This is a genomic window from Micromonospora pallida (assembly GCF_900090325.1).
GTDB classification, from domain to species: Bacteria; Actinomycetota; Actinomycetes; order Mycobacteriales; family Micromonosporaceae; genus Micromonospora; species Micromonospora pallida.
This window is the reverse complement of record NZ_FMHW01000002.1, coordinates 1,842,576-1,867,314: the sequence shown is the minus strand read 5'-3', so window position 1 is coordinate 1,867,314 and position 24,739 is coordinate 1,842,576. Positions and strand designations below refer to the sequence as shown.

Here is a 24,739-nt window from a genome sequence, read left to right as displayed (position 1 = left end):
CCGGCACGGGGCCCGGGCAGGCCGGGAACGCCACCGGCCGGTTCCAGGCCCCAGGCGGTGCGGGCTGGTCAGATCCAGCCGGCGTCACGGGCGACGCGGACCGCCTCCACCCGGGTGCGCGCGCCCGCCTTCCGGGTGATCCGGCCGAGGTGGTTGCGCACCGTCCCCGGGGAGAGGCCCAGCGAAACGGCGACCTCCGCGACCGTCGCCCCGGCCGCGGTGAGTGCCAGGATCTCGGTCTCCCGCCCGGTCAACGGGCTGGTGGCGGTGAGCGCGGCGAGCACCAGCTCCGCGTCGACCACCGTCTCCCCCGGGCGAGCCGACGCACGCCGTCGACCACCCGGCGGGGGGAGACGTCGTTGGCGAGAACGCCGACCGTCCGCCCGCCGACGAGTACGTGGTGCAGTCCCCGGACCCGACGCCGGTCGGCCAGGACCAGCATCGGGCACGGTCCGACGGTGCCGGCCCCGCCGCTGTCGATCAGGTCGAGGTCGACCACCGCCACGTCGGGCAGCTTCGTCCAGAGCATCGAATGGACCTCGTCGCCGCGATCCACCTCGGCCACCACGCTGATGTCCTGCTCGGCGGCGAGCACCAGCGCCAATGCGCCGCGGATCAGGGTGCCGTCGAGGGCGAGCAACGTACGGATCACGCATTTCCTCCCGAATTGGACACCAACCGGAAAGCACGGAGGTCAACGATCCATCACCCGATGTGATGCCGACACGGCACAGCGCACCAACGCCGGCGTATGCGGAACACCGGTGGACTCCCCCGAACGGATCACCACCTATCCCGAATGGACAATACAGAATCAGACGTTCGGCCGGTAGCGTCGACCAGTCGGATGAGTTCCACAATGACCGATCGGACCCGAAAGTCGGTTGCGCGGACGTTGCAACGCGGCGGAGAACGGTCGACACCCCCAGTGACCAAGTCAACGAAGGATGATCCATTGACCGGGGACGACAGCCTGTCCTAGCGTGCTCACACCAGGAGATCATCGCCATCCTTCGATGACAGCTGGGCGTATGGGAGGCAATGTGAAACCCAAGCTCCTCATGGCGTCGCTGGCCGTGGCAGGGTGCACCCTGCTCGCCGCACCGGCGGCGGTCACCGCGGCACCCCCGACCGGACCGCTCGCCCCGTTGGTGGCGGTCCAGGCCACCCCCGGCGTCCAGGCCGTCCCGGGCGCCTACATCGTCCGGCTGCGACCGGACGCCGACCCCCGGGGCCTCGCCCGCGCGCTGGCCGCCAGCCCCCGGTTCGTGTACGACAGCGCGGTCACCGGTTTCGCCGCCGACCTCACTCCGGGCCAGGTGCAGACGCTGCGCCGCAACCCGGCCGTCCTCGCCGTCGAGCAGGACACGGTGGTCACCGACGCCACCGAGGGCAACCCGCCCTCCTGGGGCATCGACCGGGTCGACCAGCGCACCCTGCCCCTGTCGGGCAGCTACACCTCTGCGGCCACCGGCGCCGGCGTGCACGCGTACGTGCTGGACACCGGCATCGACGTGAGCCACCCCGACTTCGAGGGCCGCGCCAGCTTCGACTACAACTCCGTCGACCGGCGCAACATCGACTGCGACGGGCACGGCACGCACGTGGCGGGCACGATCGGCAGCAAGACCTACGGCGTCGCCAAGCAGGTCCGGCTGCACGCGGTGAAGATCCTGAACTGTCAGGGCGGCAGCACCGCCTCGGCGATGCTCGCCGGGGTGGACTGGGTCACCGCGAACGCGGTCAAGCCGGCCGTGGCCAACACCTCCTGGAACTGGCCGTACAGCCAGACCATGGCCGACGCGCTCACCGCGATGATCGACTCCGGGGTGTTCCTGGCCACCTCCGCCGGTAACACCGGTGCCGACTCCTGCGACCGGCTGCCCCGGGCGCTGACCGCCGCGGTGGCGGTCGCCGCCTCCACCAGCACCGACGAGCGCGCCAGCTACTCGTCCACCGGGGCCTGCGTCGACCTCTACGCGCCGGGCTCGTCGATCCTGTCGACCCAGCCGAAGAACAGCACCGCCGTATTCAACGGCACCTCGATGGCGACGCCGCACGTCGCCGGGGTGGCCGCGCTCTACAAGAGCGTCAACGGCGACGTCGCGCAGGGCACCCTGCACGACTGGCTGCTGACCACCGCGACCAGCGGCGTCGTCCAGGGCAACCTGGCCGGCACCCCGAACCGGATGCTGTACACCAACGGCCTGTAGTGGGTCTCCCGGCGGGGACGGCCGGCGCGCCGCCGCCGTCCCCGCCGCCGGTACGGTCAGAGCCACCCTTCCCGCTGGGCGCGACGAATCGCCTCCATCCGGTTGCGGGATCCGGTCTTGCGCAGGATCACCGACAGGTGGTTGCGCACCGTCCCGTGCGCCAGGAACAGCCGTCGCGCGATCTCCTTGAGCGGCAGCCCTTCGGCGGCGGCGCGCAGCACGTCCAGCTCACGGGAGGTGAACGGGCTCCTCGACGGGCTCAGCACCGCGCTCGCCGCCGTCGGGTCGATCACCCGTTCCCCGGCGGCGAGCGACCGGATCATCCGGACGAACTCCTCCAACGGCCCGTCCTTCCCGATGAACCCCCGCGCACCGGCGGACACCGCCGCTTCCAGTACGGCTGGACTCCACCGGTAGCTCATCGCCAGCACCGCAGCGTGGGGCTCGTGACCGCCGATCTCCTCGATCGTCCGGACCGTGCCGGGTGACTCGGGCGACTCCGGCACCAGGTCCAGCACGACGACGTCGGGCTGGTTACGGCGTACCACCGCCGGCGCCTCACGGACGTCCGCAACCTCCGCGACGACCTCCATGTCCTCCTCCTTGGACAGCACGGCGCAGAGCGCACCGCGCAACAGTCCCATCTCCTCAACCACCACAACGCGAATCACCACGTACTCTCCGATCTCGGGTACGCGTCGCGACGGCCACCCGGCCGGCTCCCCGATGGGAGGGCGGGGCCGATACGCACGCGGAAGTATTCAGCCCTCGGGTTCCGACGCGTCCGCTCTGGACAGGTGGAAAGCCCACGCACCCCGTCGTCGCCCGGGCGGTTCCACCAGCTCGGGGCGGACAACGGGAAGGCCGCACTCAGCCGGGGCGGGCGGCCGGAGCGGGAGAGCGCCCCCGGGCCGGGGCCGTCGGGACGTCCGTACGGGCTTGACCGGTCCACCGGACCGGGCCGGCCGGCGTCGGCGGCAGGGCTACCGCGGTCCGGGTGCCGCTGCCGGCGGCGGCCCGCTCGTCGTCGGGTGCGACGGGTATCCCGGAAGCGTCGCCAGGAACCGACTCGGCGGACCCGATCGGCCCGGCGGGCACCGGAGGCGGACAGACGGGAACGGCCGGGTGTCGCCCAGCGGACCGGACCCATCGGGCACCGGAGACGGACAGCGGGATCGTGTCTCCAAAGTGGACTGTCGGAGACGTGGTCACCAGACCCGGCGCCAGCACCCCGTCCGGCTCCTCGTACGGCACGGGCGTCGGCACCGGCGGGGCCGAGCCCGGCGGGAGCGCCGGGCCGGTGGTGCCATCGGGCCGGGCGAGGATGGACGTGATAAGCCTGCCGGCCAGGTCGGCGACCTGGCCGAGCAGAGACCGTAGCGGACCCGCATCCAGGCTGACCGGTGAGGTGGGTACGACCGGCCGCGCCGGCCCGGCGGCGGGTACCGCCGGAGGACCCAGCGGATCGGAACGTGGCGGCAGGATCCGTGGCACGACGCCGGGCCGGAGCGGCGCGGGCGGCGGTCGCGTCCCGATGCTCCGAGGCGGCGCCTTCCGCAGGACCGGCCGAACATCGTCCGGGCGGTCCGCATCGAGGGTGGGACGGCTCCGGCCGGCGGGGGCCGGACGCAGCGTCGACAGCGGGACACCGGTCGGCGCGGCGGCCTCGCGGCGCGCGGCGGTGGACACTCCGCCCGGTTCGAGCTGCCCTAGGCGGACCACCAGGTCAGCGGGGCGTACCGCCGGCCCGCGCGTCTCCGCGCGGGCCGGCGCGTCGAAGAGGCCCACGGCCAGCATGGCGGCGCCGACGCCGCTCACGACGAGGACCGTCGCACGGACGAGGCGGCCCGGCCCCGCCGGCCCGAACAGGGCGACGCACCCCGGGTTCGGGGCCGAGGGAGGACTGATCGCGGCACGGCGCAAGGGGGACGACCCTTCCGGGGGGAACGTCCGCACATCCTAGCTCCGTGATCGGGTGGTAGCACACAGCGACTATCCGCGTGACGGATACCCGACGACTACCTCCCGCGCGCCGCCGGGTGCGGGTAATGAGCCACCCGCGACACCGGGCGCGGGCGCCCTCGGACGCCCGCGCCCGGGACAGGTCAGCCCGCAGTACGGGCCTGGACGGCGGCGTCGATGGCCGCCGCGATGGCGGCCTCCGTCGCCGGCTTCGTGATGCCGAGGCCGGTGAGCACGCCGTCGCCGTCCTCCTGTTCGAGAAGAGCGAGCAGGATGTGCTCGGTGCCGATGTAGTTGTGGCCCAGCCGCAGCGCCTCCCGGAAGGTCAGTTCCAGCACCTTCTTGCCCTCGGCGTTGTAGGGGATCAGACCCGGCACGTCCGGCACGGCCGCCGGCAACGTCGCGGTCACCGCCTCGCGGAGCGCCTCCAGGGTGACCCCCTGCCCGACGATCACCCTGGCCGCGATGGCCTCCGGCTCGACGAGCAGCCCCAGGGTCAGGTGTTCCGTGCCGATCTGCGGGTTACCCGCAGCACGGGCCTCGTCCTGCGAGGCCACCACCACGTGGCGGGCCCGCGGCGTGAAGCGGTTGAATCCCTCACTCGGGTCCATCGGTGCCTCGCCCCCCTTCGCGACGAAGCGCTTCTGGGCGGCCTGCTTGCTGACTCCGATGCTCCGGCCGATCTCGGTCCAGGAGGCTCCGGAGCGTCGGGCCTGGTCGACGAAGTGGCCGATCAGGTGGTCGGCGACCTCGCCGAGGTGGTCGGCGGCGACCACCGCGCTGCTGAGTTGGTCGAGCGCGTCACTGTGCACGCGCTTGATCGCCTCGATCAGGTCGTCGAGGCGTACCGGGTTGCTCTGCGGAACGGAATCCATCATGCGTCAACCATAGGTTGACGATCGCCCAGAGTCAACCACAGGTTGACGCTACTCCCCGTCAGGGTTCCACTCCGCTCAGACCTCCGCCACCGGGTAGGCGCGCACCTGCGCGGGCGCCACGGCGGCCCAGACCGGTTGGCCCGGCACGAGTCGCAACCGGGCGGCTGTGGCCGGGGTGACGTCGGCGGCCACCGGGAGCGGACCGTCCAGGCGTACCCGCAGGTTGTCGCCGTGCCGCTCGACCCCGGCGACGCTGGCCGCCCAGGTGTTGGCCGGACCGTCCGGTGGCCGGCGGGGATGCAGCGCGACCGCCGACGGCGGGAAGGCGACGAACGCCTCCCCGCGGACCCGGTCGGCGGCCTCCAGCGTCAGGTCGTCGCGGAGCCGGACCCGGTGGCCGGCGGCGTCGCCACGGTCCAGGTTGAGCCCGACCAGCCGGGCCACGTAGTCGGTACGGGGACGGGCGGTGACGGTGGCCGCGTCGCCCTCCTGCACCACCCGCCCCGCCTCGACGACGACGAGCCGGTCGGCGAGCACCAGGGCGTCCAGCGGGTCGTGGGTGACCAGCAGCGCCGCACCCGGATGCGCGGCCAGGTGCCGGTGGAGTTCGGTGCGGGTGTCCAGGCGGGTCCGGGCGTCGAGCGCGGCGAGCGGCTCGTCGAGCAGGACCAGCGCCGGACGGACCGCCAGCGCCCGGGCCAGCGCCACCCGCTGCGCCTGGCCGCCGGAGAGCTGCCGGGGCCGGCGGACGGCGTGCTCGGCCAGGCCTACCCGGGTGAGCCACTCCCGGGCCAGCGTACGGGCGGCCCGCCGGTCGAGCCCCTGCCGGCGGGGCCCGAACGCCACGTTCTCTACCGCGCTCAGGTGCGGGAAGAGCAGGTAGTCCTGGAAGACCACGCCGACCCGGCGACGCTCCGGCGGGGTCCACGACCGGGCAGCTGGGCGGTCGAGGTCCCGGCCGTCGAGAGTGACGTGCCCGGCGGTGAGCGGTTGCAGCCCGGCCAGGGCACGCAGGGCGGTGGTTTTGCCGGCCCCGTTCGGGCCGAGCAGGGCGACCACCTCCCCGGCGGCGACCCGCAGCCGGACGTCCAGCCGGAAGGTGGCCCGCTCGACGACGAGATGCGCGTCCAACCCGCCCACGGCGGCGGTCACGGGCCAGCCGTCCATCGGTCGCGCAGCGCGGCGAGGATGGTGACCGAGACGGCCAGCAGCACAAGACTCAGCACCAGGGCCGCCTCCAGGTCGTTCTCCAGCGCCAGGTACACCGCGAGCGGCATGGTCTGCGTGGTGCCGGGAAAGTTGCCGGCGAAGGTGATCGTCGCGCCGAACTCACCGAGGGCGCGGGCCCAGCAGAGCACCGCCCCGGCGGTCACCCCCGGCGCCACCAGAGGCAGCGTGACGTGGGTGAAGGTGGTCCAGCGTCCGGCGCCGAGGGTCGCGGCGGCCTCCTCGTAGCGGCGGTCCGCGCCCCGCAGGGCACCCTCCACCGCGATGATCAGGAAGGGCATGGCCACGAAGGACTCGGCGAGCACCACACCGGCCGTGGTGAACGGCAACGAGATCCCGAACGTCGCGTCGAGCCAGCCACCGAGCAGGCCGCGCCGGCCGAACACCAGCAGCAGCGCCACGCCGCCGACCACCGGCGGCAGGACCAACGGGACGGTGACCAGGGCGCGGACCACCCGCCGGCCGGGAAACGCGACCCGGGCGAGCACCCAGGCCAGCGGCACCCCGAGCAGGAGACAGAGCAGGGTGGCCAGGGTCGCCGAGACCAGGGAGAGCCGCAGCGCGGTGAGCACGTCCGGGTCGGCGAGCCGGCGGGGCAGATCCGTCCAGGGTGCGCGGACCAGCAGCCCGACCAGCGGCAGGAGCAGGAAGAGCAACCCGAGCAGGGCCGGCACGAGCAGGGTGATCGGCACCCGCCGGTCCGACCCGCGGACGGTCGCCGCGGCGGCACGGAACCCCATCGACGCTACGGGGACTGGAAGCCGGCGTCGGTGAGCGTCGCCCGTCCCCGCTCGGAGAGCACGTGCTCGACGAAGGCCCGGGCGCCGTCGGGGTTCGGGGCGTCCCGCAGTACGACCAGCGGGTAGTCGTTGACCGCGTGGGCCGACTCGGGGAACTCGATGCCCTGCACGTCGGTCGTGCTCCGGGCGTCGGTGCGGTACACCAGGGCGGCGTCCACCTCACCGAGGGTGACCTTGGCCAGCGCGCCCCGGACGTCCTGTTCCAGGGTGACCGGGGTGAGCGCGACCTTGGCGGTGTCGAGCGCGGTGCGCGCCGCCTCGCCGCAGGGCACCTGCTCGGCGCAGAGCGCGACCTTCACTCCGGGCTTCGTCAGGTCGGCCAGCCCGGCGACCCCGGCCGGGTTGCCCTTCGGCACCGCGATGACCAACTGATTACGGGTGAAGGTGACCGGCGTGCCGTCGCCGTTGCCCACGTCGGTGACGGTACGCATCGGGGCGGGCGCGGCCGAGGCGAACACGTCCGCCGGGGCGCCCTGGTTGATCTGGGTGGCCAGGGCGGAGCTGCCGGCGAAGGTCAGGCGTACCTCGGTGCCCGGCCGGTCGGCCTCGAACTCCCTGGCGATGGTGGTGAACACGTCGGTCAGGGACGCCGCCGCGAAGACGGTGACGGTCTGCTCTTCTCCTTCGGCCGAGCTGCTGCCTCCGCACCCAGTCAGCACGGCCAACGCGACCATGCCGGCCAGCACGCTGCGCACCCTCACGATGTTGCCCTCCCCCGCGTCACCGACAGACGCTCCACCACCACCGTGGTCGACTTGATCACGGCCACCGCCACCGCGCCGACCCGCAGGTCCAGCTCGTCGACGGCCTCCCGGCTCATCAGCGACACGATCCGGAACGGACCGGCCTGGATGTCGACCTGCGCCATCACCGCGTCCTTGACCACGGCGGTGACGATGCCCCGCAGCCGGTTGCGCGCGGAGGAGAACCCCGTCCCCTCGTCCGGTTCGGCAGCCTGGGCCCGGACGAACGCGGCCAACTCGACCCCGTCGATCACCCGGTGGTCGTGCGCGTCCCGCCCGGCCGGCAGGCGACCTCCGTCGACCCAGCGGCGTACGGTGTCGGCGCTCACGCCGAGCAGCTCGGCGGCCTCCCCGATCCGGTAACTGTTCACCCGGGCACTCTAACGCCCGCATCTGCCAGCCAATAGGCCTGATTCACCTCGCGGAAGCCGGCGATTCCCGGTGATCTGCGTCGCAGATACGAGAGGTTAAGTGTCAACTCCGGCCGACGATCGGCACGACTGTCTCCCCACCGAGGGGCAGCCCGTCGGCACCGAGCGGTGTCACGAGGACCGTGCCCACGCCGGCCGGCGGCGCCGGCACCAGGACCGTTCCGGCGTGGACCGTCCCGTTCCTGGTCTCACCGGCCGCTCGCACCGTGAGCGTCCGGGCACCGGCCACCGGAACCCGGACGACCAGGCCACCGAGGACCTCACTGGCGGAGTACTGGTCACCGCCGCCCCGGGCACCGACCCCCGCCTCGCGTCGACCGGCGCGGAGCGCGTCGACGTACCAGCCGGAGTCGCCGGTCCACAGTCGTAGGCGGCGATCGTCCGGTAGGGACACCGTGTCGGCGAGCTGGTAGCCGTCGGGTGGCTGCCAGGAGGTCACCGCCGGGGGGTCGGACGGATCAGGGACAGCCAGGACGACCGCTACGAGAGCCACGGCCACAGCGAGGCAACCGAACAGGCCACGGACGAGCAACCGGATGTCGACCCTCATCGCGCGATGGTCGCACCGGAGCGCCCACCGCCACACCCCCTGGAGCCGCGCAGGTGGCAGGGGGACCTCGGCCACCACCGAAGCCAGGTGGGCAGAACAGCCCTTACTTTCCCAAGCAGGGATGAACCGACCAATTATGGCAACTATGGCGCGACTTGTTACGAAACCCCGAGAAGTCCTCTTTTTCCGTATGAATCGGTCTAGCGTTTCGTCATGGCTCGTCCTCCTGAGCCGACCAGAAGGAGTGAGGAATATGTCTATGAAGTTGTTCACAAGGCTCGGCGGCGGGGTGGTGCTGGGCAGCGCCGCCCTCCTGCTCGCCGCGCCCGCCGCCGCTCTCGCCGCGAGCGACGGGGGGCACGATCCCAGGGGCTCGACCCAGGGGCCGGTGTCGAAGAAGTCGGACGACACGCCGAAGACGTTCGACGTGCAGGACAAGAGCGGTAACGGGGTCACCTGCGCGTCCAACGAGCAGGTCAACGAGCAGAACATCGCTCAGGTCATCAGAAACAACGTCATCGTGAACAGCGTCGTCACCTTCAACCTGGGCGCCGCGAATGCGGCGTCGAACAGCATCCAGCAGTCCGGCAACGTCGACAACATCGTCGTCTGCATCCGTGACATCGACGTGGACGTGGAGGTCAAGAGGAATCTGCTCACCGACATCCTCAGGATGACCGAGGCCGGCACCAGCGCGGCTGCTTCGTCAGCGGGCGCGTCTGCCAGCGCGCAGGTGGGTCCGGAGGGAGCCTGGGTGCTGCCGAGCACGGCCGCCGTCGCGGCCGGTGACGGTGGCGCGCTCGACACCAACACCGGTGCTCTGACGGCGGCCGGTGCCAGCATGATGGGCGTGGGCGCGATCGGTGGCCTCGCGCTGCTGCGTCGCCGGTCCGCCAATGGCACGGTCGCCTAGGGCGGCCAGGAGCGCCAGCGGCCGCCACGGTTTTCCGTGGCGTGCCGCTGGCCTCGTCCTGGTCACCCTAGTCACGCTCACCGGAGCAGGACTGGTCACGGTCGCGGCCACGGCTCCTGATCCGGTCGGTCCGCCGCAACCTGATGCCGCCGCCGCGCCGGAGTCCCTACCGTCAGCGGTGCTGGACGAACCCACCACACCGGAGTCGACGCCGGGCGAAGCCATCGCGTCGCCGGCCGCCGGGGCGGGCCACAGCGCGGCCGGTGCTTCGGACCGCCGCGACGACGATCTCAAGGCCACCGCGATCCGCCCGTTGCCCCTACCAACGTCGGTCGGGATGCCGCGATCGCAGCCGACCCGCATCAAAATCCCGCGGATCGGCGTCGACGCGCCGACCGTTCCGCTCGGGCTGGACCGGAACCAACAGATCGCGGTCCCACCGCTGAACCAGCCCAAGACGGCCGGGTGGTACAAGCTGGGACCAAGTCCCGGCGAGGTCGGGACCTCGGTGGTCGTGGGCCACGTCGACTCACGCGCCTCGGGTCGGGCGGTCTTCTACCGGCTGGGCGCGCTGAAACCGGGAGACACCATCGAGGTGCCCCGTAAGGACGGCACGAAGGCCCGCTTCATCGTCGACGGGGTGGCCCGCTACCCGAAGAAGAAGCTCCCGTTGGAACAGGTCTACGGCCACACCGACAAGGCGCAGCTCCGCGTGATCACCTGTGGCGGCGGCTACGACAAGAAAGCGAAGACGTACAAGGACAACATCGTGGTGTACGCGACGCTGGCGCCCTGACCACCGGCGTGCGCGGTGTCGGTGACATGCCGGCCCGAACCCGGTTTCCGGAAAAAACTTCGGCACGGCCGTTCACGGAAGGCTCCTTCCGCGACTCTTCACTACGACGACGCGCAACGGTCGCGGACGAGCGGAGTGAGGTGCGGTGGACAGTGTGACCTGGGGGTGGATCGGTCTGGCGGTCGTCGCCAAGGCCAGCACGGTGTTGGCACTGTGGATCCGGCTCCAGTGGCGGGTCCGCCAGGAGCAGGCGCGCGGGGAGACACTGGTGGCGCTGGTCGCGGCGCTACCCGCCGGTGGGCAGGTCCGCGACCTGCGGCCCGACGGCTCCTGCTGCACCCTGACGGTGCCGTCCCGGAAGGACGGCGAACGTCGTGGTTGAGCGCCCCGGGGGATCGACCAGGCCCACCGACCACCGGGCCGCGCCGACCGTCCCACCACCGCGACGCCGGGACGTCCTGTCGCCGGAGACCGTCGCGGCCTTCAGCGACTTCTACCGGAAGGAGGTGGGCAGGCTGGTGGCGTTCCTGGTGTGGCAGGGCGCGTCGGTTGCGGACGCGGCGGACGTCGCCCAGGAGACCATGCGCCGCGCCCTGGAGCAGTGGAACACCATCCGCAGTCCGGGGCCGTGGACCCGCCGGGTCGCCTCCCGGGAGTACGCCCGACGGATGGCCTACCTGGTGGAACTGCCCGCCGACGACCTGGCGGACCGCACTCCCCTGTTACGAGCTTCCGCATCCGAGATCGCCGCATGGGAGGCCCGCCAGGAGGAACTTCGACTGCTCGGTCACCTGCCCTCCCGGCAGCGGCAGGTGATGGCCTGGACGTTGGAGGGCTACCAGCCGGCCGAGATCGCCGAGCAGTTGCGGATGACGCCCGAGGCGGTCCGAAGCAGCCTGCTGAAAGCACGGCGGACGCTGGCCGCGCTGCTGCGTGAGGAGCCGGACCGGCGATGACCGGTGGGGGAGGAAAAATGCACCAGGAACCGGTGGACCGCCGCGCGGCGGTCCACCCCGAACTCCGTACGGCCGAACCGGATGTTGCGGCGTTGGTCGACGTCGAGGCCGGGCTGCACGACATCCTGCTTCCCACCCGGTACGACGAACTGGCCGGCGACCTGGCCGACCTGGTCGACCCCGAAGCCGGCCTGGCCGCCCTGGTCGGCACCGACCCTCCCACTGTTCCCTCACACGTACCGTCCAGGCACCAAGCCCGTCGCGACCCAAGGAGCCTGGGTCGCCACCGTGCCCGATCACGGCCGGGCTGCGGTGACGGACCACCGACCAAGGGCATCTACGGAGGTGCCGAGCGGTGAAGCCCGAACTCTTCTGGTAGCGGTGGGCGGACAGTCCGAAGTGGCGGCCTGCCGGCTGGGCGCAGCCTGCTGGTCTCCGACAGTGGGGCGTTACGGAAAGGCGTGAGGACCTCCCTGGGTCAGGTGCGGCTGTCTGGTAGCTCCACACCTGCTCGGGAGGTCCTCAACCTTTCAAACTTCCCGGCACGTCACCAACGTCCGTGAACAGAACACCTGAATCAACGCCCAATCCCTTGCGATGTTCTTGCGGCTGGAGAATACGAGCGGGCCGGTAGGTCTCAAATTCTGGTGGTCGGACCCTCCCGTGCAATCGATGGCCGCGCTGGCAGGCGCAGCGGCCACCAGCGAGCTGGCGACGAGCATGGCTGCAGTTCCGACCGCGATGCCGGCTGACCGCGCCTTGATCATAGTCATTTAACTCCAATTGACCATTCTTGCCCTAATGCTGCAACGCGCGCGTATCGACCTTCACCACCATGTCTCACCAAACAGAAGATCACAATAGGTGTCCTCTGCTTCTCCGTGAGTGATCACCGCGTTGCCGGGTGGTGTTGGCGGCATCGTCGTGGCTGGAGGTAGGACCGCGACCAGGCGCAACACCGCCACAAGCACGTAACAATAGGAACGGTCGGTTTCGGAGGGACTCTGTTGAAAAGAGGTGAGGGCGGCGTGACGTCGGTAGCGCCTGGCAGGCCGGAGCCGGCTGGTGAGGGCTTGGTCAAGGTCCGATTCCGGTTCGCGCCGCGCGATGGTTGGCTTCCCTACGACACTGAGGGGCTGTGGGCAGAGTTGGTCGATCCGGACAGGGCACGGGTGGCGAATGTGCCGTTCCTGCAAGACGGCATCGCACAGGGTGACGTCGTACGCTTCACGACCGACGACGGTGTGCGGTGGGCAGTGGGGCGGGTCGAGGCGTCGGGCAACTGCACGATTCGTGTGCTGCCGGTGCCCGATGGTCCGCTGGGCCGTAGCGCCCAGGCGGTTCACGAGCAGTTCGCGCGCTTCGGCCTGGGCGGGGAGGCGTTCAGTAGGGAGTTGCCGCTGGTGGCGTTGCACGTGCCGGCCGATGCCGACCTGGCTGCCATCAAGGGTCTACTGAAGTCGGGAGAGGAGCGGGGCTGGTGGGCGTTCGAGGAGGCGTGCATCACCGACGCGTGGCGTGATGCGTAAGCATAGGCCGCACTCGACCCTGCGTTCGTCGAAGGGCTTGTCGCACTTCACCCCGGTGGGTGACCGCTACAGCTGCGGACGCTCGGTAATCCGGTCGCGGATGGTGATCTGACTCCACAGACTCCGAGTCATGGACCGCTTGCTTGAGATCGCGAATCGACTGACCCGCGTCGACGGCGTCGTCGGGGTCTGTCTGGGAGGCAGCCGGGCGAGGGGAACGCACCGTCCCGACTCCGACTTCGACCTGGGCCTGTACTACCGGCGACCGCTGGACACTGCTGCTCTGCGTCCGCTCGCCGTCGAACTGACCGGCGGGTCGGTGGAGGTGACCGAACCGGGCGGCTGGGGACCCTGGGTGGACGGCGGAGGCTGGCTGACGATCGCGGGCCACCGCGTCGACTGGATCTACCGCGATCTGGACCGGGTGCATCACATCTGGCAGGAGTGCCAGGCGGGAACGTTCGAGATCGGTGCGCAGGCCGGCCACCCCCTGGGGGTGTACTCCCACGCCTATGTCGGCGAGATAGCCGTTGGCCGCATCCTCGCTGACCCCAGCGGTGAGCTTCGGGCCCTACAGGAGCAGACTCGCCGTTACCCCGAGCCGCTGCGCGAGGCGCTCATCGCCAGCGCGCAGTGGGAGGCGCCGTTCATCCTGGGCTGCGCCCGCAAGGGAGTGACTCACGGTGATGCCTTTTACGTCGCTGGCTGTCTCTTCCGCGCGGTTGGGCTTCTCGTGCAGGCCCTTCACGCTCACGCCAGGTGCTGGCTGTTCAACGAGAAGGACGCGGTACGGGCCGCCGGCGCACTGGCGGTGGCTCCTGTGGACTTCGCCGAGCGGGCTCATGCGCTGTTCGCCATGCTCGGCACGACTCCGGAGGCGCTCGCTGCCGCACTGGACGAGGCTGACCGACTGGCTGCCGAGGTATGCCAGGCACTCGCCCGGTGACTGTGACCGCACGTGCTGCGGTGCCGTCCGACACGACGAATTGAGTGCGGTCAGTGTGTTTGGGTCTCCCAGGCCGGCTGCTGGGGCTCGTCGTTGTGCACGATGATGTCGAGGTGATCGGTCGGGCGGACCGTGGCGAAGTAGAACTGTTGGGCGGGGATGTAACGCTCGTGCCAGCGCCGTTCGACGTCGGTCCGGGATAACATTCGGCGCTCTCGGATCACGGCACGATCGACGGTCTTCTCGAGCGCGGTAGACACGAAGATGCGCAGGTCCCACCGGTCGATCAGTTCCGGACGCATGAGGAAGACGCCGTCGAAGACCAGCACGGCGTCGGCGGGGGCAGTCGTGACCGGCGGGGACAGTGCGGTGTCCGCGGTGCGGTCGTAGACCGCGTGTTGGAAGCGTCGATCTCCGTCCGGGCCGAGCGGATCGAGCAGAACCCGGTTCAGCGCGTCGTAGTCGTGGGTGTCGAAGTAGCAGCCTTCGGCCGAGTACTCGCCGCGCGGATAGCGCTGCGCCCGAGGGAAGAGGAAATCGTCGATCGTCGCGCGGATGACATCGCGGCCCTGTTCGCGCAAGACGACGGCCAACTCGTCGGCGAGCGTGGTCTTGCCGGCGGCAGGCGGTCCGTCGATGGCAACCCGCGTCGGGTGTACGACTGCGACGGACCCGACTGCCTCCACCAGGCGGCCGAGCAACTCGTCGCGGGTGCCCTGGTCCATGTCCTGCCCCGTCCTACCCGCTCGGCCGACACCCGCGAGGAACCCGATGACCATCTCCTGGACCCGCGTTCCTTCTGGAGGTCTGCGCCGGACCGCGCTCAGTTGATCCTCGGCATTGACCGAACAATTATCAGCTGTCTCGCGTCGACCGGCATGCCCGGATCAAGGGGCAGTAGGACGCGGTCCGGACGACGCCCTCACCTGCCGCCGCCCGCGCGTCGTTCAGCGTCATCGAGGGCTATCGAGTCAACGTCCGGTCATGCCGGGAACAGTGATGTTCGGAACGCCGTAAGGTATGGCCAGTGGGGTGGGAGGCGCTCGGGCGATGGGGTGACGACGTCGCGCGCGTCGAACCGCTCGCGGGTGGAGTCGCCAACGACGTGTGGAGTGTGCGCGTCGACGGGCGCCTCGCGGTCGGTCGTCTGGGCACCAGGAGTGACGCTGATCTTGCGTGGGAGACAGGACTCCTCCAACACCTCGACCGTGAAGGTCTGACCGTGCCGGTCCCGATCCCGACTACGGACGGCCGGCTGTTCGCCGATGGTCTGGTGGTGATGACCTACCTGGATGGCGGACCGCCCGAGACGCAGGCCGACTGGCGTCGCGTGGCCGACACGCTCCGCGAGCTGCATCGGCTGACCCGGGGCTGGCCGCAGCGCCCAGGCTGGCGATCTTCGACCGACCTCCTGCACGCCGAAACCGGTACGAAGATCGACCTCGGCGCGATGCCCCCTGAGGGCGTTGCGCGATGCCGAGCAGCGTGGGCGCGGCTCACCGGACGTCAGACATGCGTCGTCCACGGCAACCCCAACAACCCCGGCAACGTCCGCATGACCGCGAATCAGGTCGCGCTGATCGACTGGGACGAGTCGCACGTCGACGTCCCCGACCTCGACCTCGTGCTGCCCGACAACGCCGCCGGCCTCGACGACGGCGCGCTCGACATCGCCGGGCAAGCGTCGGCCGCGTGGGAAGCCGCCGTCTGCTGGGACGACGAGTACGCCGTCAGGCGGCTCGCCGAAGTGCGAGCGGTCTGAGAACGCGTTCGAGGAGTGGGGTTACTGACGGTCGACTGCACACGCGGTGAGATCCTGGGCGGCATGACAGACCTCGACGCCAAGGCGAATCTCCATCGGTACCTGCGGGAGGCGCGCGAGGCGCTGCTCGGGAAGCTCGACGGACTGTCGGAGTACGACGTACGGCGCCCGCTCGTGCCGACCGGGACGAACCTGCTCGGGCTGGTCAAGCACGTGGCCTCGGTGACCGCCGGGTATTTCGGCGAGGTGTTCGACCGCCCCTTTCCCGAACCCCTCGCAGGCCTGGACGAAGACGCCGAGCCGAACACGGACATGTGGGCCGCAGCTGACGAGTCCCGCGACGACATCATCGGCCTGTGGCACCGAGTCTGGGCACACGCGGACGCCACGATCGAGACGCTCCCGATCGACGCGCCCGGCTCGGTGCGGTGGTGGCAACACACGCCGGTGACGCTGCACCTCATCCTCGTGCATGTGCTCGCCGAGCTGAACCGGCACGCCGGGCACGCCGACATCGTGCGCGAACTGGTCGACGGCCAGGTCGGCTGGCGGCGGCCCGGCGACAACATGGTCGGAGGAGACGAGGCGTGGTGGGCCGCCTACCGCGAGAGGCTGGAATCCACCGCACGCGAGTTCGCCTGAGGACGCGGTCTTCGCGTAGCCCGCAGGTGCCGTCCAACTCGTCCGAGCAACCGTTTGCCTCAGGCCAGCGGCCGTCGCAGCCCGAAGCCATGGCCCTGGTCTCGCGCGGCCCTGACCACCTCCACCACTTCATCACCAACAAAGTCGACTCTTTCCTCCTTTTTCTCGAGAACCGATCGCGTTGAGGTCGCAACGATGACCTTCTAGCCGAGATCCACGTAATCCTGGTGCTGTCCTTGGTCGTAACAGCGGCGACCCATTACGACGATGTCGACATCGTCAAGGAACTCATCAAACGGCAGTTGATGGTCCGTATCGAGTGTCGGGCTCGCCCCGGGAACTATCCAGTCGTAGCCGCCCTGGTCGTCGGCGATGTAGCCGTCAAGACTCATGGCCAATCACAAGCTGATTTGCCCCGTTGATGCGCTCATGCCTACGAGCGCAGCGGGGAGCAGCGATGAACCTCCGGACCGCTCGGCGATGCGGCTGTCCGCGCTTCGTCGCGACGAGGCAGCCGGTCAGGCTCACGCAGAGAACGAACCAATGCCGCCATGTCGTCATGCACGAGGGGAAGGCCGCTCAGCTCGCTGATCCCGACCCATGCGATGTCGTCATGCTCGTCAGGTGCACGGTTGGTCGGGGAGCCAACCCAGTCTCCAATTTGCCAGACGCCCACGTGAACGGCGTCCTCACCACTGCCGGCATGCCAGTCGCCCAACCGTGAAGAGGACTCCGCCACAATGTGCACACCAAGTTCCTCGCGCATCTCACGCGCGAGGGCTTGCAGTTCCGACTCACCCGCCTCGACATGCCCCCCGGGCAGATCCCAGAGATCTGGGTATGCCCGGCGGGTCGGTCTGCGGTGCACTAGCAGGACTGCGCCGTTTTCCACGAGTGCGCCTGTGACGACGACATGCATGACGGGATTAGAGCACAGGGATAGGACAAGCTCGCTCCAGCCAAAGGGGACGCGCAGACGTCCGGATCTGCCGGGAGCGGTGTGCGCGAGACGAGGAGCTCCGTCACTACCACTCGGGATGCTCCGGCGGGCCGCGCTGCCGCTCAGTCAAGCCAGCAGATCACCGCGTCGCCGTCCTTGGCGGCCGCAGCGAAGAAGCTTCGGACGTCTGGCAGATAGTGGGCCACCCACGCCATCTCGCCGGGTCTTTCCCAGGTTCCAGGGTAGATCTCGGCCCGGTTCAACTCCTGTGGGTCGACGCCGCGGATGAGGTCGTCTTCAGTGAGCGCTGCCAGTCGCGAGGCCGCTGCCGCTACCTGGCCCGGTGTCAGATAGGAAGGCGGCCCGTAGCCCCAGTCGTCTTCGAGGCTTTCCAGGAAATCGAACATCTCCTCGCTGTCGGGCTCGACGTCTGGCAGCTCCACGAATTCCTCCGCTCCCAGGACCAGCGGAATCTCGAAGCCAAGCCGGTCGAGCAGGAAATCGAGTCCGTTCCATGCCTTGTCGGTGGCGGTCCAGCGTTCTGAGCTGTCGTCCCGTTCCGTCATGGCGAGTTCGTAGGCCCAGCCGAGATCGGTCCTGGCCCGCTCCAGTTCGTCCGGGGAAACGCGCAGCCAGTTGCCGTTCATGCTCACGGCGCCAGCCTAAATGCCGGGTACGACAGTTTCCCCGACAGCGGGCGGAAGGTCTCCGGCAACCCGGCGGCACACTGTTCTCCGTGATCCGAGCGCCAGCCGCTCTCGGCTGGCTACACCAGCGTGAGCGACCCTTGAGAGGGCACTGGTCGGGCCAGCGCCATCACAGAAACATCGGCTGGTGACAACCAGAGTCCATCGGGTAGCTGTCGGTGTACTGTCCGACGTGGCGGTCAGCCGGGTTGACAGTCGGCCCGGTCCGCTAGCTGGGAGGCCGCGAGTCATGCCGAAGAAGGCCGACACCATCGGGTCGCGGATTCGGTACTGGCGGTTGCGCCGTAGCGGCATGACCCAAGCTGTCCTTGCCGGACTCGCCGGGGTCAGCCAGTCCTATGTCTCACAGGTCGAGTCCGGCCGAAAGACCATTGACCGACGCTCCACACTCGTCGCCATCGCCGCCGCGCTGCAAGTTACCGTGGCCGATCTGCTCGGACAGGGCGCGGAGCCCGGCGACCCGGCTCGGGACAGTGCCGCCGAGTGCGTGCCGGCGATCTGGTCTGCCCTCATCGAGATCGAGGACGGCGAGCGTAGGCCGTCGACCCGTTCCAGTCGTGCACTCGATGCCGACATCACTCGCACCGACCAGCTTCGCGCGCTCTCCAACTACCCGGCGATGGCCCGCATGCTTCCCGGCCTGCTACTCGAATCGGCCGCTGCTGGCGGCACCGTCCTCGCCCGGGTGGCCTACCAGGCGTCGACGTGCCTTCGGCATCTCGGGTACCGGCACCTGGCGCTGAACGCCGCCCGGGTCGCCGTGACGGCCGCAGAGGACGTCGAGGAGCCGGCCTGGCTGGGCGCGTCCCGGTTCGCGTACGTGCAGAGCCTGCCGATCGAGTCCGCGTCGCTCGCCGCCCGCGCCGCCGACCGGTCGCTGACAGAGCTTCACGCCGGGGCCGGAGACGAGCGGGTCCGGCAGATGCTCGGCCAACTCCACCTGTCCGCCGCTTTGACCTCGACCGTGGGCGGTCGCCCGGACGTCGGCCGTGACCACCTGACCGAGGCGGCCCGCGCGGCGGCAAGCCTCGGCGATCCACCGGACGGAGCGGGCTTCAACGGGTGCGGGTTCGGGCCGACGAACGTGCAACTGTGGGAGATGTCGATCGCGGCGGAACTGGGTGAGTCCGGCCGGGTCATCGAGTTGTCCCGGGCCGTACGACCACAAGTGCTCGCCGCGTCGATCCGCCAGCAGTCGTACTGGCTCGACCTCGGCCGCGCACTGGCTGACGGCGGCCGACGGGACGCCGAGGCGTTGGCCGCGTTCGTGCAGGCGGAGCGAGCCGCGCCCGCACCGTTCGCGCTGAATCCCCTGGCCCACGACGCGGTCCTGGCGATAGCGCACCGGGCAAAGCGCCGCGCGATCCCTGACGATCTGCGGTTGCTGGCCGGCCGGATGGGCATCAACCTGGCCACATAACCATAGGTAATCACTTCATCACCTAGAGCCCCTAGCGTTCGGCCCAGAGGGAGGCGGTTGCCTTCTATCGGCCGGGCGCGTCGGTGACGATCTTCTGCGAGCAGGTCGCCGCGCCCCTACCAGCGGAGGTGGGAGTGAGCGGTCAGGACGGCGTCGCAAGACGAAGTAGGGGTGAGCAGGTCGAAGAGGCCGAGCGGGAGGCGGCGCGGCGACGCCTGCTGGCTCAGGCCGAGGCGGAGCGGATACCGGTCGAGGAGACCACGCGGGCGGTCCCCGACCGGCGGTGGCGTCGTGAGCAGGGCTGAGCTGCCGATCGGGCGTCGGGTCGCGCAGTGGCGGGTGCGGCGGCGGATGTCGCAGCAGGTCTTCGCCGACCGGCTCGGCAAGTCGAAGAGCTGGGTGGACAAGGTCGAACGGGGTGTCCGCGCGTTGGACCGGTTCTCGGTGATCGAGGAGATCGCCGACGTGCTCCGCATCGATCTGGTGGTGTTGCTGCGCCGGGACGCCCCACCATCAGCGGCCATGGCCGGGGTGGCGGACGGGGTGGACGGGGTGGACGGGGTCCGGGCGGCGCTGGTCCGCCACGACGTGTTCCGATCGGACGTGGACGGTCGGCCGGTGCCGTCGCCGGACGAGGTGGCGCACGGGGTGGGGCACGCCTGGCTGGCGTACCAGCACGCCCGCTACCCGCAGTTGGTGCGGATGCTGCCCGACCTGCTCGACACCGCCGGACGCTGCCACACCCGACACCCGGACGAGGGTGCGGAGTTGCTGGTGCAGGCGTACCGGATCAGCTCGTCGGTCCTGGTGAAGCTCGGCGACGCGGACCTCGCCTGGCTGGCCGCCGATCGGGCGGTGGCCGCGGCGGCCGACGACCCGCTGCGGGCGGCGACGGCCGCGGTGTCGCTCGGGCAGGCGCTCCGCGCGCTCGGCCGGGAACGGCTGGCGATGACCGCGACCGTCACCGCCGCCCACCGGATCGCACCCGCGCCGCAGAAGGCATCGCCCGGCGAACTCGCGGTGTGCGGAACGCTGCTGCTCCAAGGCGCCCTCGCCGCCGCCGGCTGCGGCGACGCCCCCAGCGTCACCGAACTCGTCGACCAGGCTGCCGACCTCGCCGATCTGGTCGGCGACGGACCGGAGCACCACCAGACCAGCTTCGGACCCACCGTGGTCGAGCTGGTCCGGGTGGTGGTGGCGGCCGAGGTCGGGGACGTGGGAGACGCCCTACGTCGGCACGCGGCGGTCACGAGACGGGACGCGTGGCGGCGGCTACCCGCCGAGCACCGGGCCGCGTACCTGGTCGACACCGCCCGCGCGTACCTCGAGGTCGGCGACCTGCGCGGGGCCGGACGCCTATTGGTCGACGCGGACCGCGCCGCGCCGGCCGAGGTCCGGTGCCGGCCGACGGCCCGTACGGTGCTCGGCGAGGTCTACCGGGACGGCCCGGACGCGCCCGGCGTCGCCCGCCTGGCAACAGCGATCGGCCTGACCCGGTGACCGGCCCATCCCTCTCCCCCGCCCAGATCCGCAACCGGCTCACCCTCGCCGCCCGTTGGATCCTCCGCGACCACCGACCGGACCCCGACGGCCGCTGCCCGGTGTGCCGGGTCCCGGACTGCCCGGCGGCGACCGCCGCCCGCGACTACCTCGCCGCCCCGGGGTCGTCGGACCCGCCCGGAGGTGCGGCCGGTGGACGACAGTAGCGTGTCCGGGGACGGCCGGACTCGGCCGCACCCGATCGAGACATGGCCCGTGACCGGCCAGAAGGAGCCTGCGGTGTCGGACGTCGACGCGCTGATCAGCGAGGCGCTCGTGGCCGCGCGCGGCAGCGACGTACGGCTCGCCGAGCGGCAGCTCGACCGGCTGGTGGTCGGCGAGCCGGCGGCCGTCGAGGCGGCCCTGTTCGGGCGGGCGGTCCGGGCGGTGGGGCGGCTCTGGCCCCGGGGCTGGCAGCCGGTCGACGTGGCCCGGATCGTCACCCGGCGCGCGGGTGTCCGGCCGGCGCGGCTGCTGGCCGACGTGCTCGCCGCCGACCGGCGCGGCCACGCCACCGCGCCAACCTGGTGGGACGAGCAGCTCGCCGCCCTGGACGCCCGGGTGTGGTGGGCCGACGACGCCCGGCACCTGGCCGACTGGATGGCCCGGGAACGACTGGACCGGGTGACCGCGCTGCGCGAGGCGGTCGAGGTGCTGGCGGTGCTCGACGGGCTGCCACCGGTCGCGGTGCTGCGGCCCCCGCCCGGCGCGAACCCCGGTACGGCCCCGCCGGGCCCCAGTGGGTCGCGGATGCTGGACCGGGTCCGTGCCCTGCTGGCCAAGGCGGAGTCGACCGGCTATCCCGCCGAGGCGGAGGCGCTGACCGCCAAGGCGCAGGAGCTGATGGCCCGGCACAGCATCGACCGGGTGCTGCTCGACGCCGGGCCAGTCGACCGGCCGGCCGGCGTCCGGCTCGGCACGGATGCGCCGTATGCGGGGGCGAAGGCGCTGCTGGTACAGGAGGTGGCAGCGGCGAACCGGTGCGAGGCGGTGTGGTCCGACGACCTCGGGTTCAGCACGGTGCTGGGCTATCCGGCCGACCTCGAGGCGGTGGAGCTTCTCTACACCTCGCTGCTGGTGCAGGCGACTGCGGCGATGCTGCGCGGCCGGGGTGAACGACGCCGTACGAGCAGCCGGCGCACCCGTGAGTACGACGACGCGTTCCTGCACGCGTACGCGCTGCGGATCGGCGAACGGCTGCGGGAGGCCACCGACCGGACCAGCCGGGAGGCGGCCTCGGCCGAGGGCGGCGACCGGCTGTTGCCGGTGCTGGCCAGCCGTTCCGAGGCGGTCCGGCAGCGGGTGGAGACGCTCTTTCCCGGCGTCACCCAGGGGCGGATGACCATCCGGGACGCGGAGGGTTGGTCGTCCGGCACCGCCGCCGCGGACCGGGCGGTGCTGGACGCGGGCGCCCCGCCCCGGCGACTGCGCGACGGCCGGCGGTCCGGAGCGCGGCCAACCCGCTGACCGCGCTCCGGACCGGGTGTCCGGTCAGTGCTTGAGCGTGAGCCCCGCCGCTTCCTCCTGGACGAGCCGCTCGTCACCGCTGAGCGTGTGCAGCGGCTTCTCCTTGATGAACAGCACGGCGACCAGCGCGAGCAGCGCGATCGGCGCACCGATCAGGAACAGCTCGGCGGTGGCGGTCCCGTACACGTCCTGCACGATCTCGCGGACCGGGCCGGGCAGCAGGGACATGTCCGGCACCTCGTGGGTCCCGCCGCTGGCACCGCCGGCGGCGAGCGGGCCGAGCTTCTCGGTCATCAGCGAGGTGATCCGGTTGGCCAGGACAGCGCCGAGGGCGCTCACCCCGATCGCCCCGCCCATGCTCCGGAAGAAGGTCAGCATGGAGGTGGCGGCGCCGAGCTCGTGCGCGGGCACGTCGTTCTGCGCGGCCAGCACCAGGTTCTGCATGAGCATGCCGACGCCGATGCCCAGCACCGCCATGTAGACCGACAGCAGCAGCATGTTGGTCTCGGCGTTGATGGTGCCGAGCAAAAGCATGCCGACGGTCATCGTGAGGCCACCAGCCACCAGGTACGCCTTCCACCGGCCGTACTTGGTGATGAGCTGCCCGGCGACCGTCGACGACACCAGCAGGCCGAAGATCATCGGCAGGCTCATCAGGCCGGCGACCGTCGGGGACTTACCCAGCGAGATCTGGAAGTACTGCGACAGGAAGACCGTGCCGCCGAACATCGCCACCCCGACCAGCACGCTGGCGACGGTGGTGAGCGCGACGGTCCGGTTCCGGAACAGGTCCAGCGGGATGATCGGCTCGGCGGCGCGGGACTCCACCCACACCGCCGCCGCGAGCAGCGCGACCCCGCCGAGCACCATCAGGGCGCTCCAGCCGGACGCCCAGTCGAACTTGTGCCCGGCCAGCGAGGACCAGACCAGCAGGGTGGAGACGCCGGTGGTGATCAGGAAGGCGCCGGCCCAGTCGATGCGGACCTCGCGGCGGACGACCGGCAGGTGCAGGGTCCGCTGGAGCAGGACGATCGACAGGATCGAGAACGGCACGCCGATCAGGAAGCACCAGCGCCAGCCCAGCCAGGAGGTGTCCACCAGCACACCGCCGATCAGCGGGCCGGCGATCGTGCCGACCCCGAAGACCGCGCCGAAGATACCGGCGTAGCGACCCATCTCCCGGGGCGGGATCATCGCGGCCATCACGATGGTGGCCAGCGCCGTCATGCCGCCGGCGCCGACGCCCTGCACGATCCGGCTGACGATCAGGAGCTCCACGTTCGGGGTGAGTCCGGCGAGCAGCGAGCCCACCACGAACAGCCCCAACGAGAGCTGGATCAACAGCTTGCGGCTGTACAGGTCGGCCATCTTGCCCCAGAGCGGCACGGTAGCCGTCATGGCGAGCAGCTCGGTGGTGACGATCCAGGTGTAGACGGTCTGGCTGCCGTGCAGATCCGCGATGATCCGGGGCAGCGCGTTGGCCACGACCGTGGAGGCGAGGATCGACACGAAGAGGCCGACCATCAGACCGGAGAGGGCTTGGAGCACCTCACGACGGGACATGCGCCCGGCGACGGCGTCGGCGACACCGGCTGGCGGCGCGGGAGCGGTCATGGAGTTTCCTCACTCTGATTACGGGAGAGTCCCCAGGTCGGACAACGCCGGGGACGGCGGTGGGTCACGGATGGTGCGCTGGTTCTGGGAGGCCGGCGGCGAGGGCGGCAAACGCCTCGTCGACGAGGTCGGTGAGGGGGCGCGTGCCGCCGCTGCGGGCCCACTGGCCCAGACAGCTCCGCAGCGCGGCGCCGGTGACGGCGGCGACCAGCGCCGGGTAGTCGTGGTCGCCGGGGAGGCCCAGGCGGGCGGCGACCGCCGCGGTGATCGTCCGCTCGTTCCGCACCCCGATGGTGACCAGCCGGGACAGCAGCGCCGGGTTCCGTTCGACCACCTGCATACGCAGGGACCACAGGTCTCGGTCGGCCTGGATATCGTCGACCAGTTCGGCGAAGGCGGTCCGGAGGGCGGCCACCGCCGGCACGTCGGCGGGGACGGCGGCCAGCCGTGCATCGAGGCGCGCCTCGTCGACCACCGCGTTTCCGACGACCGCCTCGTCCTTGCAGCCGAAGTAGTTGAAGAAGGTCCGCGGCGATACGCCGGCGGCCTCACTGATCTCGTCCACCGTGACGTGGTCGAGCCCGTGCTCGGCGACCATGCGCAGCGCGGTCGTGCTCAACGTCGCCCGGGTCTGCCGCTTCCGGCGGTCGCGGCGCCCCTCCGTGGTGGTCACGGCGAAGACGGTACGAGCAAACTTGCAGAGA

General features: G+C 70.8%; 31 protein-coding genes. 15 read left to right on the top strand and 16 right to left on the bottom strand.

What is annotated here, in order from left to right; translation table 11 throughout:
* Positions 1 to 68 precede the first annotated feature (68 nt).
* Together GA0074692_RS35800 and GA0074692_RS08105 are read right to left on the bottom strand one after the other, a co-directional pair.
* The gene (locus tag GA0074692_RS35800) at positions 69 to 302 is read right to left on the bottom strand and encodes a response regulator transcription factor (protein ID WP_245730230.1); all 234 of its coding nucleotides are present in this window, start codon (positions 300 to 302) and stop codon (positions 69 to 71) included.
* The gene (locus GA0074692_RS08105; RefSeq protein ID WP_245730229.1) at positions 251 to 652 is read right to left on the bottom strand and encodes a response regulator transcription factor; all 402 of its coding nucleotides are present in this window, start codon (positions 650 to 652) and stop codon (positions 251 to 253) included. The genes GA0074692_RS35800 and GA0074692_RS08105 overlap by 52 nt, the downstream gene beginning before the upstream one ends.
* A 391-nt stretch (positions 653 to 1,043) precedes the next feature.
* On the opposite strand from GA0074692_RS08105, the gene GA0074692_RS08100 reads away from it, so the two are divergent.
* Positions 1,044 to 2,213: a S8 family peptidase gene (locus GA0074692_RS08100; RefSeq protein WP_245730228.1), complete on the top strand. Its 1,170-nt coding sequence runs from the start codon at positions 1,044 to 1,046 to the stop codon at positions 2,211 to 2,213.
* A 56-nt stretch (positions 2,214 to 2,269) separates the two neighbouring features.
* On the opposite strand, the gene GA0074692_RS08095 is transcribed toward GA0074692_RS08100, so the two are convergent.
* The 8 genes from GA0074692_RS08095 to GA0074692_RS08060 form a co-directional block, all read right to left on the bottom strand.
* Entirely contained in the window at positions 2,270 to 2,887 is a 618-nt protein-coding gene (locus GA0074692_RS08095) for a response regulator transcription factor (protein ID WP_091641141.1), read from the bottom strand.
* 196 nt (positions 2,888 to 3,083) lie between these two features.
* Positions 3,084 to 4,031 carry a hypothetical protein gene (locus tag GA0074692_RS08090; protein ID WP_091641138.1) on the bottom strand — a complete coding sequence of 316 codons (948 nt, stop codon included), beginning with the start codon at positions 4,029 to 4,031 and terminating at the stop codon, positions 3,084 to 3,086.
* Positions 4,032 to 4,318: 287 nt separating this feature from the next.
* Positions 4,319 to 5,053, bottom strand: a complete 735-nt coding sequence (locus GA0074692_RS08085; protein ID WP_091641134.1) for a Clp protease N-terminal domain-containing protein — start codon at positions 5,051 to 5,053, stop codon at positions 4,319 to 4,321.
* 75 nt (positions 5,054 to 5,128) lie between these two features.
* Positions 5,129 to 6,220: an ABC transporter ATP-binding protein gene (locus tag GA0074692_RS08080; RefSeq protein ID WP_091641131.1), complete on the bottom strand. Its 1,092-nt coding sequence runs from the start codon at positions 6,218 to 6,220 to the stop codon at positions 5,129 to 5,131.
* The gene (locus GA0074692_RS08075; RefSeq protein WP_091641127.1) at positions 6,202 to 7,020 is read right to left on the bottom strand and encodes an ABC transporter permease; all 819 of its coding nucleotides are present in this window, start codon (positions 7,018 to 7,020) and stop codon (positions 6,202 to 6,204) included. Before GA0074692_RS08075 ends, GA0074692_RS08080 begins: the two co-directional genes overlap by 19 nt.
* A gap of 5 nt (positions 7,021 to 7,025) precedes the next feature.
* Complete coding sequence (modA, locus tag GA0074692_RS08070) at positions 7,026 to 7,781, bottom strand: molybdate ABC transporter substrate-binding protein (protein WP_091641124.1); 756 nt, start codon at positions 7,779 to 7,781, stop codon at positions 7,026 to 7,028.
* A complete protein-coding gene (locus tag GA0074692_RS08065; protein WP_091641122.1) occupies positions 7,778 to 8,194 on the bottom strand; it encodes a TOBE domain-containing protein in 417 nt (138 codons plus the stop codon). The genes modA and GA0074692_RS08065 overlap by 4 nt, the downstream gene beginning before the upstream one ends.
* A gap of 103 nt (positions 8,195 to 8,297) precedes the next feature.
* Positions 8,298 to 8,804: a hypothetical protein gene (locus GA0074692_RS08060; RefSeq protein ID WP_091641120.1), complete on the bottom strand. Its 507-nt coding sequence runs from the start codon at positions 8,802 to 8,804 to the stop codon at positions 8,298 to 8,300.
* Positions 8,805 to 9,057: 253 nt separating this feature from the next.
* Here GA0074692_RS08060 and GA0074692_RS08055 point away from each other — a divergent pair, with 253 nt between their 5' ends.
* The 7 genes from GA0074692_RS08055 to GA0074692_RS08020 all read left to right on the top strand — a co-directional run bounded on the left by GA0074692_RS08055 (position 9,058) and on the right by GA0074692_RS08020 (position 13,944).
* Positions 9,058 to 9,717: a hypothetical protein gene (locus GA0074692_RS08055; protein WP_141725195.1), complete on the top strand. Its 660-nt coding sequence runs from the start codon at positions 9,058 to 9,060 to the stop codon at positions 9,715 to 9,717.
* Between the two features lie 178 nt (positions 9,718 to 9,895).
* A complete protein-coding gene (locus tag GA0074692_RS08050; protein ID WP_245730227.1) occupies positions 9,896 to 10,513 on the top strand; it encodes a class F sortase in 618 nt (205 codons plus the stop codon).
* A gap of 145 nt (positions 10,514 to 10,658) precedes the next feature.
* The gene (locus tag GA0074692_RS08045) at positions 10,659 to 10,895 is read left to right on the top strand and encodes a hypothetical protein (RefSeq protein WP_091641107.1); all 237 of its coding nucleotides are present in this window, start codon (positions 10,659 to 10,661) and stop codon (positions 10,893 to 10,895) included.
* On the top strand, positions 10,888 to 11,469 hold the full coding sequence (locus GA0074692_RS08040) for an RNA polymerase sigma factor (protein ID WP_091641103.1): 582 nt from the start codon (positions 10,888 to 10,890) through the stop codon (positions 11,467 to 11,469). The genes GA0074692_RS08045 and GA0074692_RS08040 overlap by 8 nt, the downstream gene beginning before the upstream one ends.
* Positions 11,470 to 11,486: 17 nt before the next feature.
* Positions 11,487 to 11,828 (top strand): hypothetical protein, encoded by a 342-nt coding sequence (locus tag GA0074692_RS08035; RefSeq protein ID WP_091641099.1) that lies wholly within the window; start codon positions 11,487 to 11,489, stop codon positions 11,826 to 11,828.
* A gap of 714 nt (positions 11,829 to 12,542) precedes the next feature.
* On the top strand, positions 12,543 to 12,998 hold the full coding sequence (locus GA0074692_RS08025) for a DUF4265 domain-containing protein (protein WP_218106592.1): 456 nt from the start codon (positions 12,543 to 12,545) through the stop codon (positions 12,996 to 12,998).
* A 130-nt stretch (positions 12,999 to 13,128) separates the two neighbouring features.
* On the top strand, positions 13,129 to 13,944 hold the full coding sequence (locus GA0074692_RS08020) for a nucleotidyltransferase domain-containing protein (RefSeq protein ID WP_091641089.1): 816 nt from the start codon (positions 13,129 to 13,131) through the stop codon (positions 13,942 to 13,944).
* A gap of 50 nt (positions 13,945 to 13,994) precedes the next feature.
* On the opposite strand, the gene GA0074692_RS08015 is transcribed toward GA0074692_RS08020, so the two are convergent.
* On the bottom strand, positions 13,995 to 14,669 hold the full coding sequence (locus tag GA0074692_RS08015) for a cytidylate kinase family protein (protein WP_091641085.1): 675 nt from the start codon (positions 14,667 to 14,669) through the stop codon (positions 13,995 to 13,997).
* Positions 14,670 to 14,971: 302 nt separating this feature from the next.
* On the opposite strand from GA0074692_RS08015, the gene GA0074692_RS08010 reads away from it, so the two are divergent.
* On the top strand, positions 14,972 to 15,706 hold the full coding sequence (locus GA0074692_RS08010) for a phosphotransferase enzyme family protein (protein ID WP_091641080.1): 735 nt from the start codon (positions 14,972 to 14,974) through the stop codon (positions 15,704 to 15,706).
* 63 nt (positions 15,707 to 15,769) lie between these two features.
* Complete coding sequence (locus GA0074692_RS08005) at positions 15,770 to 16,348, top strand: DinB family protein (protein WP_091652935.1); 579 nt, start codon at positions 15,770 to 15,772, stop codon at positions 16,346 to 16,348.
* 203 nt (positions 16,349 to 16,551) lie between these two features.
* On the opposite strand, the gene GA0074692_RS08000 is transcribed toward GA0074692_RS08005, so the two are convergent.
* The 3 genes from GA0074692_RS08000 to GA0074692_RS07990 all read right to left on the bottom strand — a co-directional run bounded on the left by GA0074692_RS08000 (position 16,552) and on the right by GA0074692_RS07990 (position 17,935).
* Entirely contained in the window at positions 16,552 to 16,740 is a 189-nt protein-coding gene (locus tag GA0074692_RS08000) for a dihydrofolate reductase family protein (protein ID WP_091641077.1), read from the bottom strand.
* Between the two features lie 41 nt (positions 16,741 to 16,781).
* Positions 16,782 to 17,267: an NUDIX domain-containing protein gene (locus GA0074692_RS07995; RefSeq protein ID WP_091641072.1), complete on the bottom strand. Its 486-nt coding sequence runs from the start codon at positions 17,265 to 17,267 to the stop codon at positions 16,782 to 16,784.
* 143 nt (positions 17,268 to 17,410) lie between these two features.
* Positions 17,411 to 17,935: a DUF1877 family protein gene (locus tag GA0074692_RS07990; RefSeq protein ID WP_091652932.1), complete on the bottom strand. Its 525-nt coding sequence runs from the start codon at positions 17,933 to 17,935 to the stop codon at positions 17,411 to 17,413.
* Between the two features lie 289 nt (positions 17,936 to 18,224).
* Here GA0074692_RS07990 and GA0074692_RS07985 point away from each other — a divergent pair, with 289 nt between their 5' ends.
* The 5 genes from GA0074692_RS07985 to GA0074692_RS07965 all read left to right on the top strand — a co-directional run bounded on the left by GA0074692_RS07985 (position 18,225) and on the right by GA0074692_RS07965 (position 22,421).
* Positions 18,225 to 19,415, top strand: coding sequence for a helix-turn-helix domain-containing protein (locus tag GA0074692_RS07985; RefSeq protein WP_091641068.1), 1,191 nt, complete (start codon positions 18,225 to 18,227; stop codon positions 19,413 to 19,415).
* 83 nt (positions 19,416 to 19,498) lie between these two features.
* Positions 19,499 to 19,720, top strand: coding sequence for a hypothetical protein (locus GA0074692_RS07980; protein ID WP_091641064.1), 222 nt, complete (start codon positions 19,499 to 19,501; stop codon positions 19,718 to 19,720).
* Positions 19,721 to 19,766: 46 nt separating this feature from the next.
* On the top strand, positions 19,767 to 20,915 hold the full coding sequence (locus tag GA0074692_RS07975; RefSeq protein WP_091652929.1) for a helix-turn-helix domain-containing protein: 1,149 nt from the start codon (positions 19,767 to 19,769) through the stop codon (positions 20,913 to 20,915).
* Complete coding sequence (locus tag GA0074692_RS07970) at positions 20,912 to 21,121, top strand: hypothetical protein (RefSeq protein WP_091641059.1); 210 nt, start codon at positions 20,912 to 20,914, stop codon at positions 21,119 to 21,121. Before GA0074692_RS07975 ends, GA0074692_RS07970 begins: the two co-directional genes overlap by 4 nt.
* A gap of 73 nt (positions 21,122 to 21,194) precedes the next feature.
* Entirely contained in the window at positions 21,195 to 22,421 is a 1,227-nt protein-coding gene (locus GA0074692_RS07965) for a DUF2786 domain-containing protein (RefSeq protein ID WP_091652926.1), read from the top strand.
* Between the two features lie 24 nt (positions 22,422 to 22,445).
* Here the strand turns inward: GA0074692_RS07965 and GA0074692_RS07960 are convergent, their stop codons facing one another.
* Both GA0074692_RS07960 and GA0074692_RS07955 read right to left on the bottom strand, forming a co-directional pair.
* Positions 22,446 to 24,035, bottom strand: coding sequence for an MDR family MFS transporter (locus GA0074692_RS07960; protein WP_091641055.1), 1,590 nt, complete (start codon positions 24,033 to 24,035; stop codon positions 22,446 to 22,448).
* Between the two features lie 64 nt (positions 24,036 to 24,099).
* The gene (locus GA0074692_RS07955; RefSeq protein ID WP_245730225.1) at positions 24,100 to 24,708 is read right to left on the bottom strand and encodes an acyl-CoA-like ligand-binding transcription factor; all 609 of its coding nucleotides are present in this window, start codon (positions 24,706 to 24,708) and stop codon (positions 24,100 to 24,102) included.
* Positions 24,709 to 24,739 lie beyond the last annotated feature (31 nt).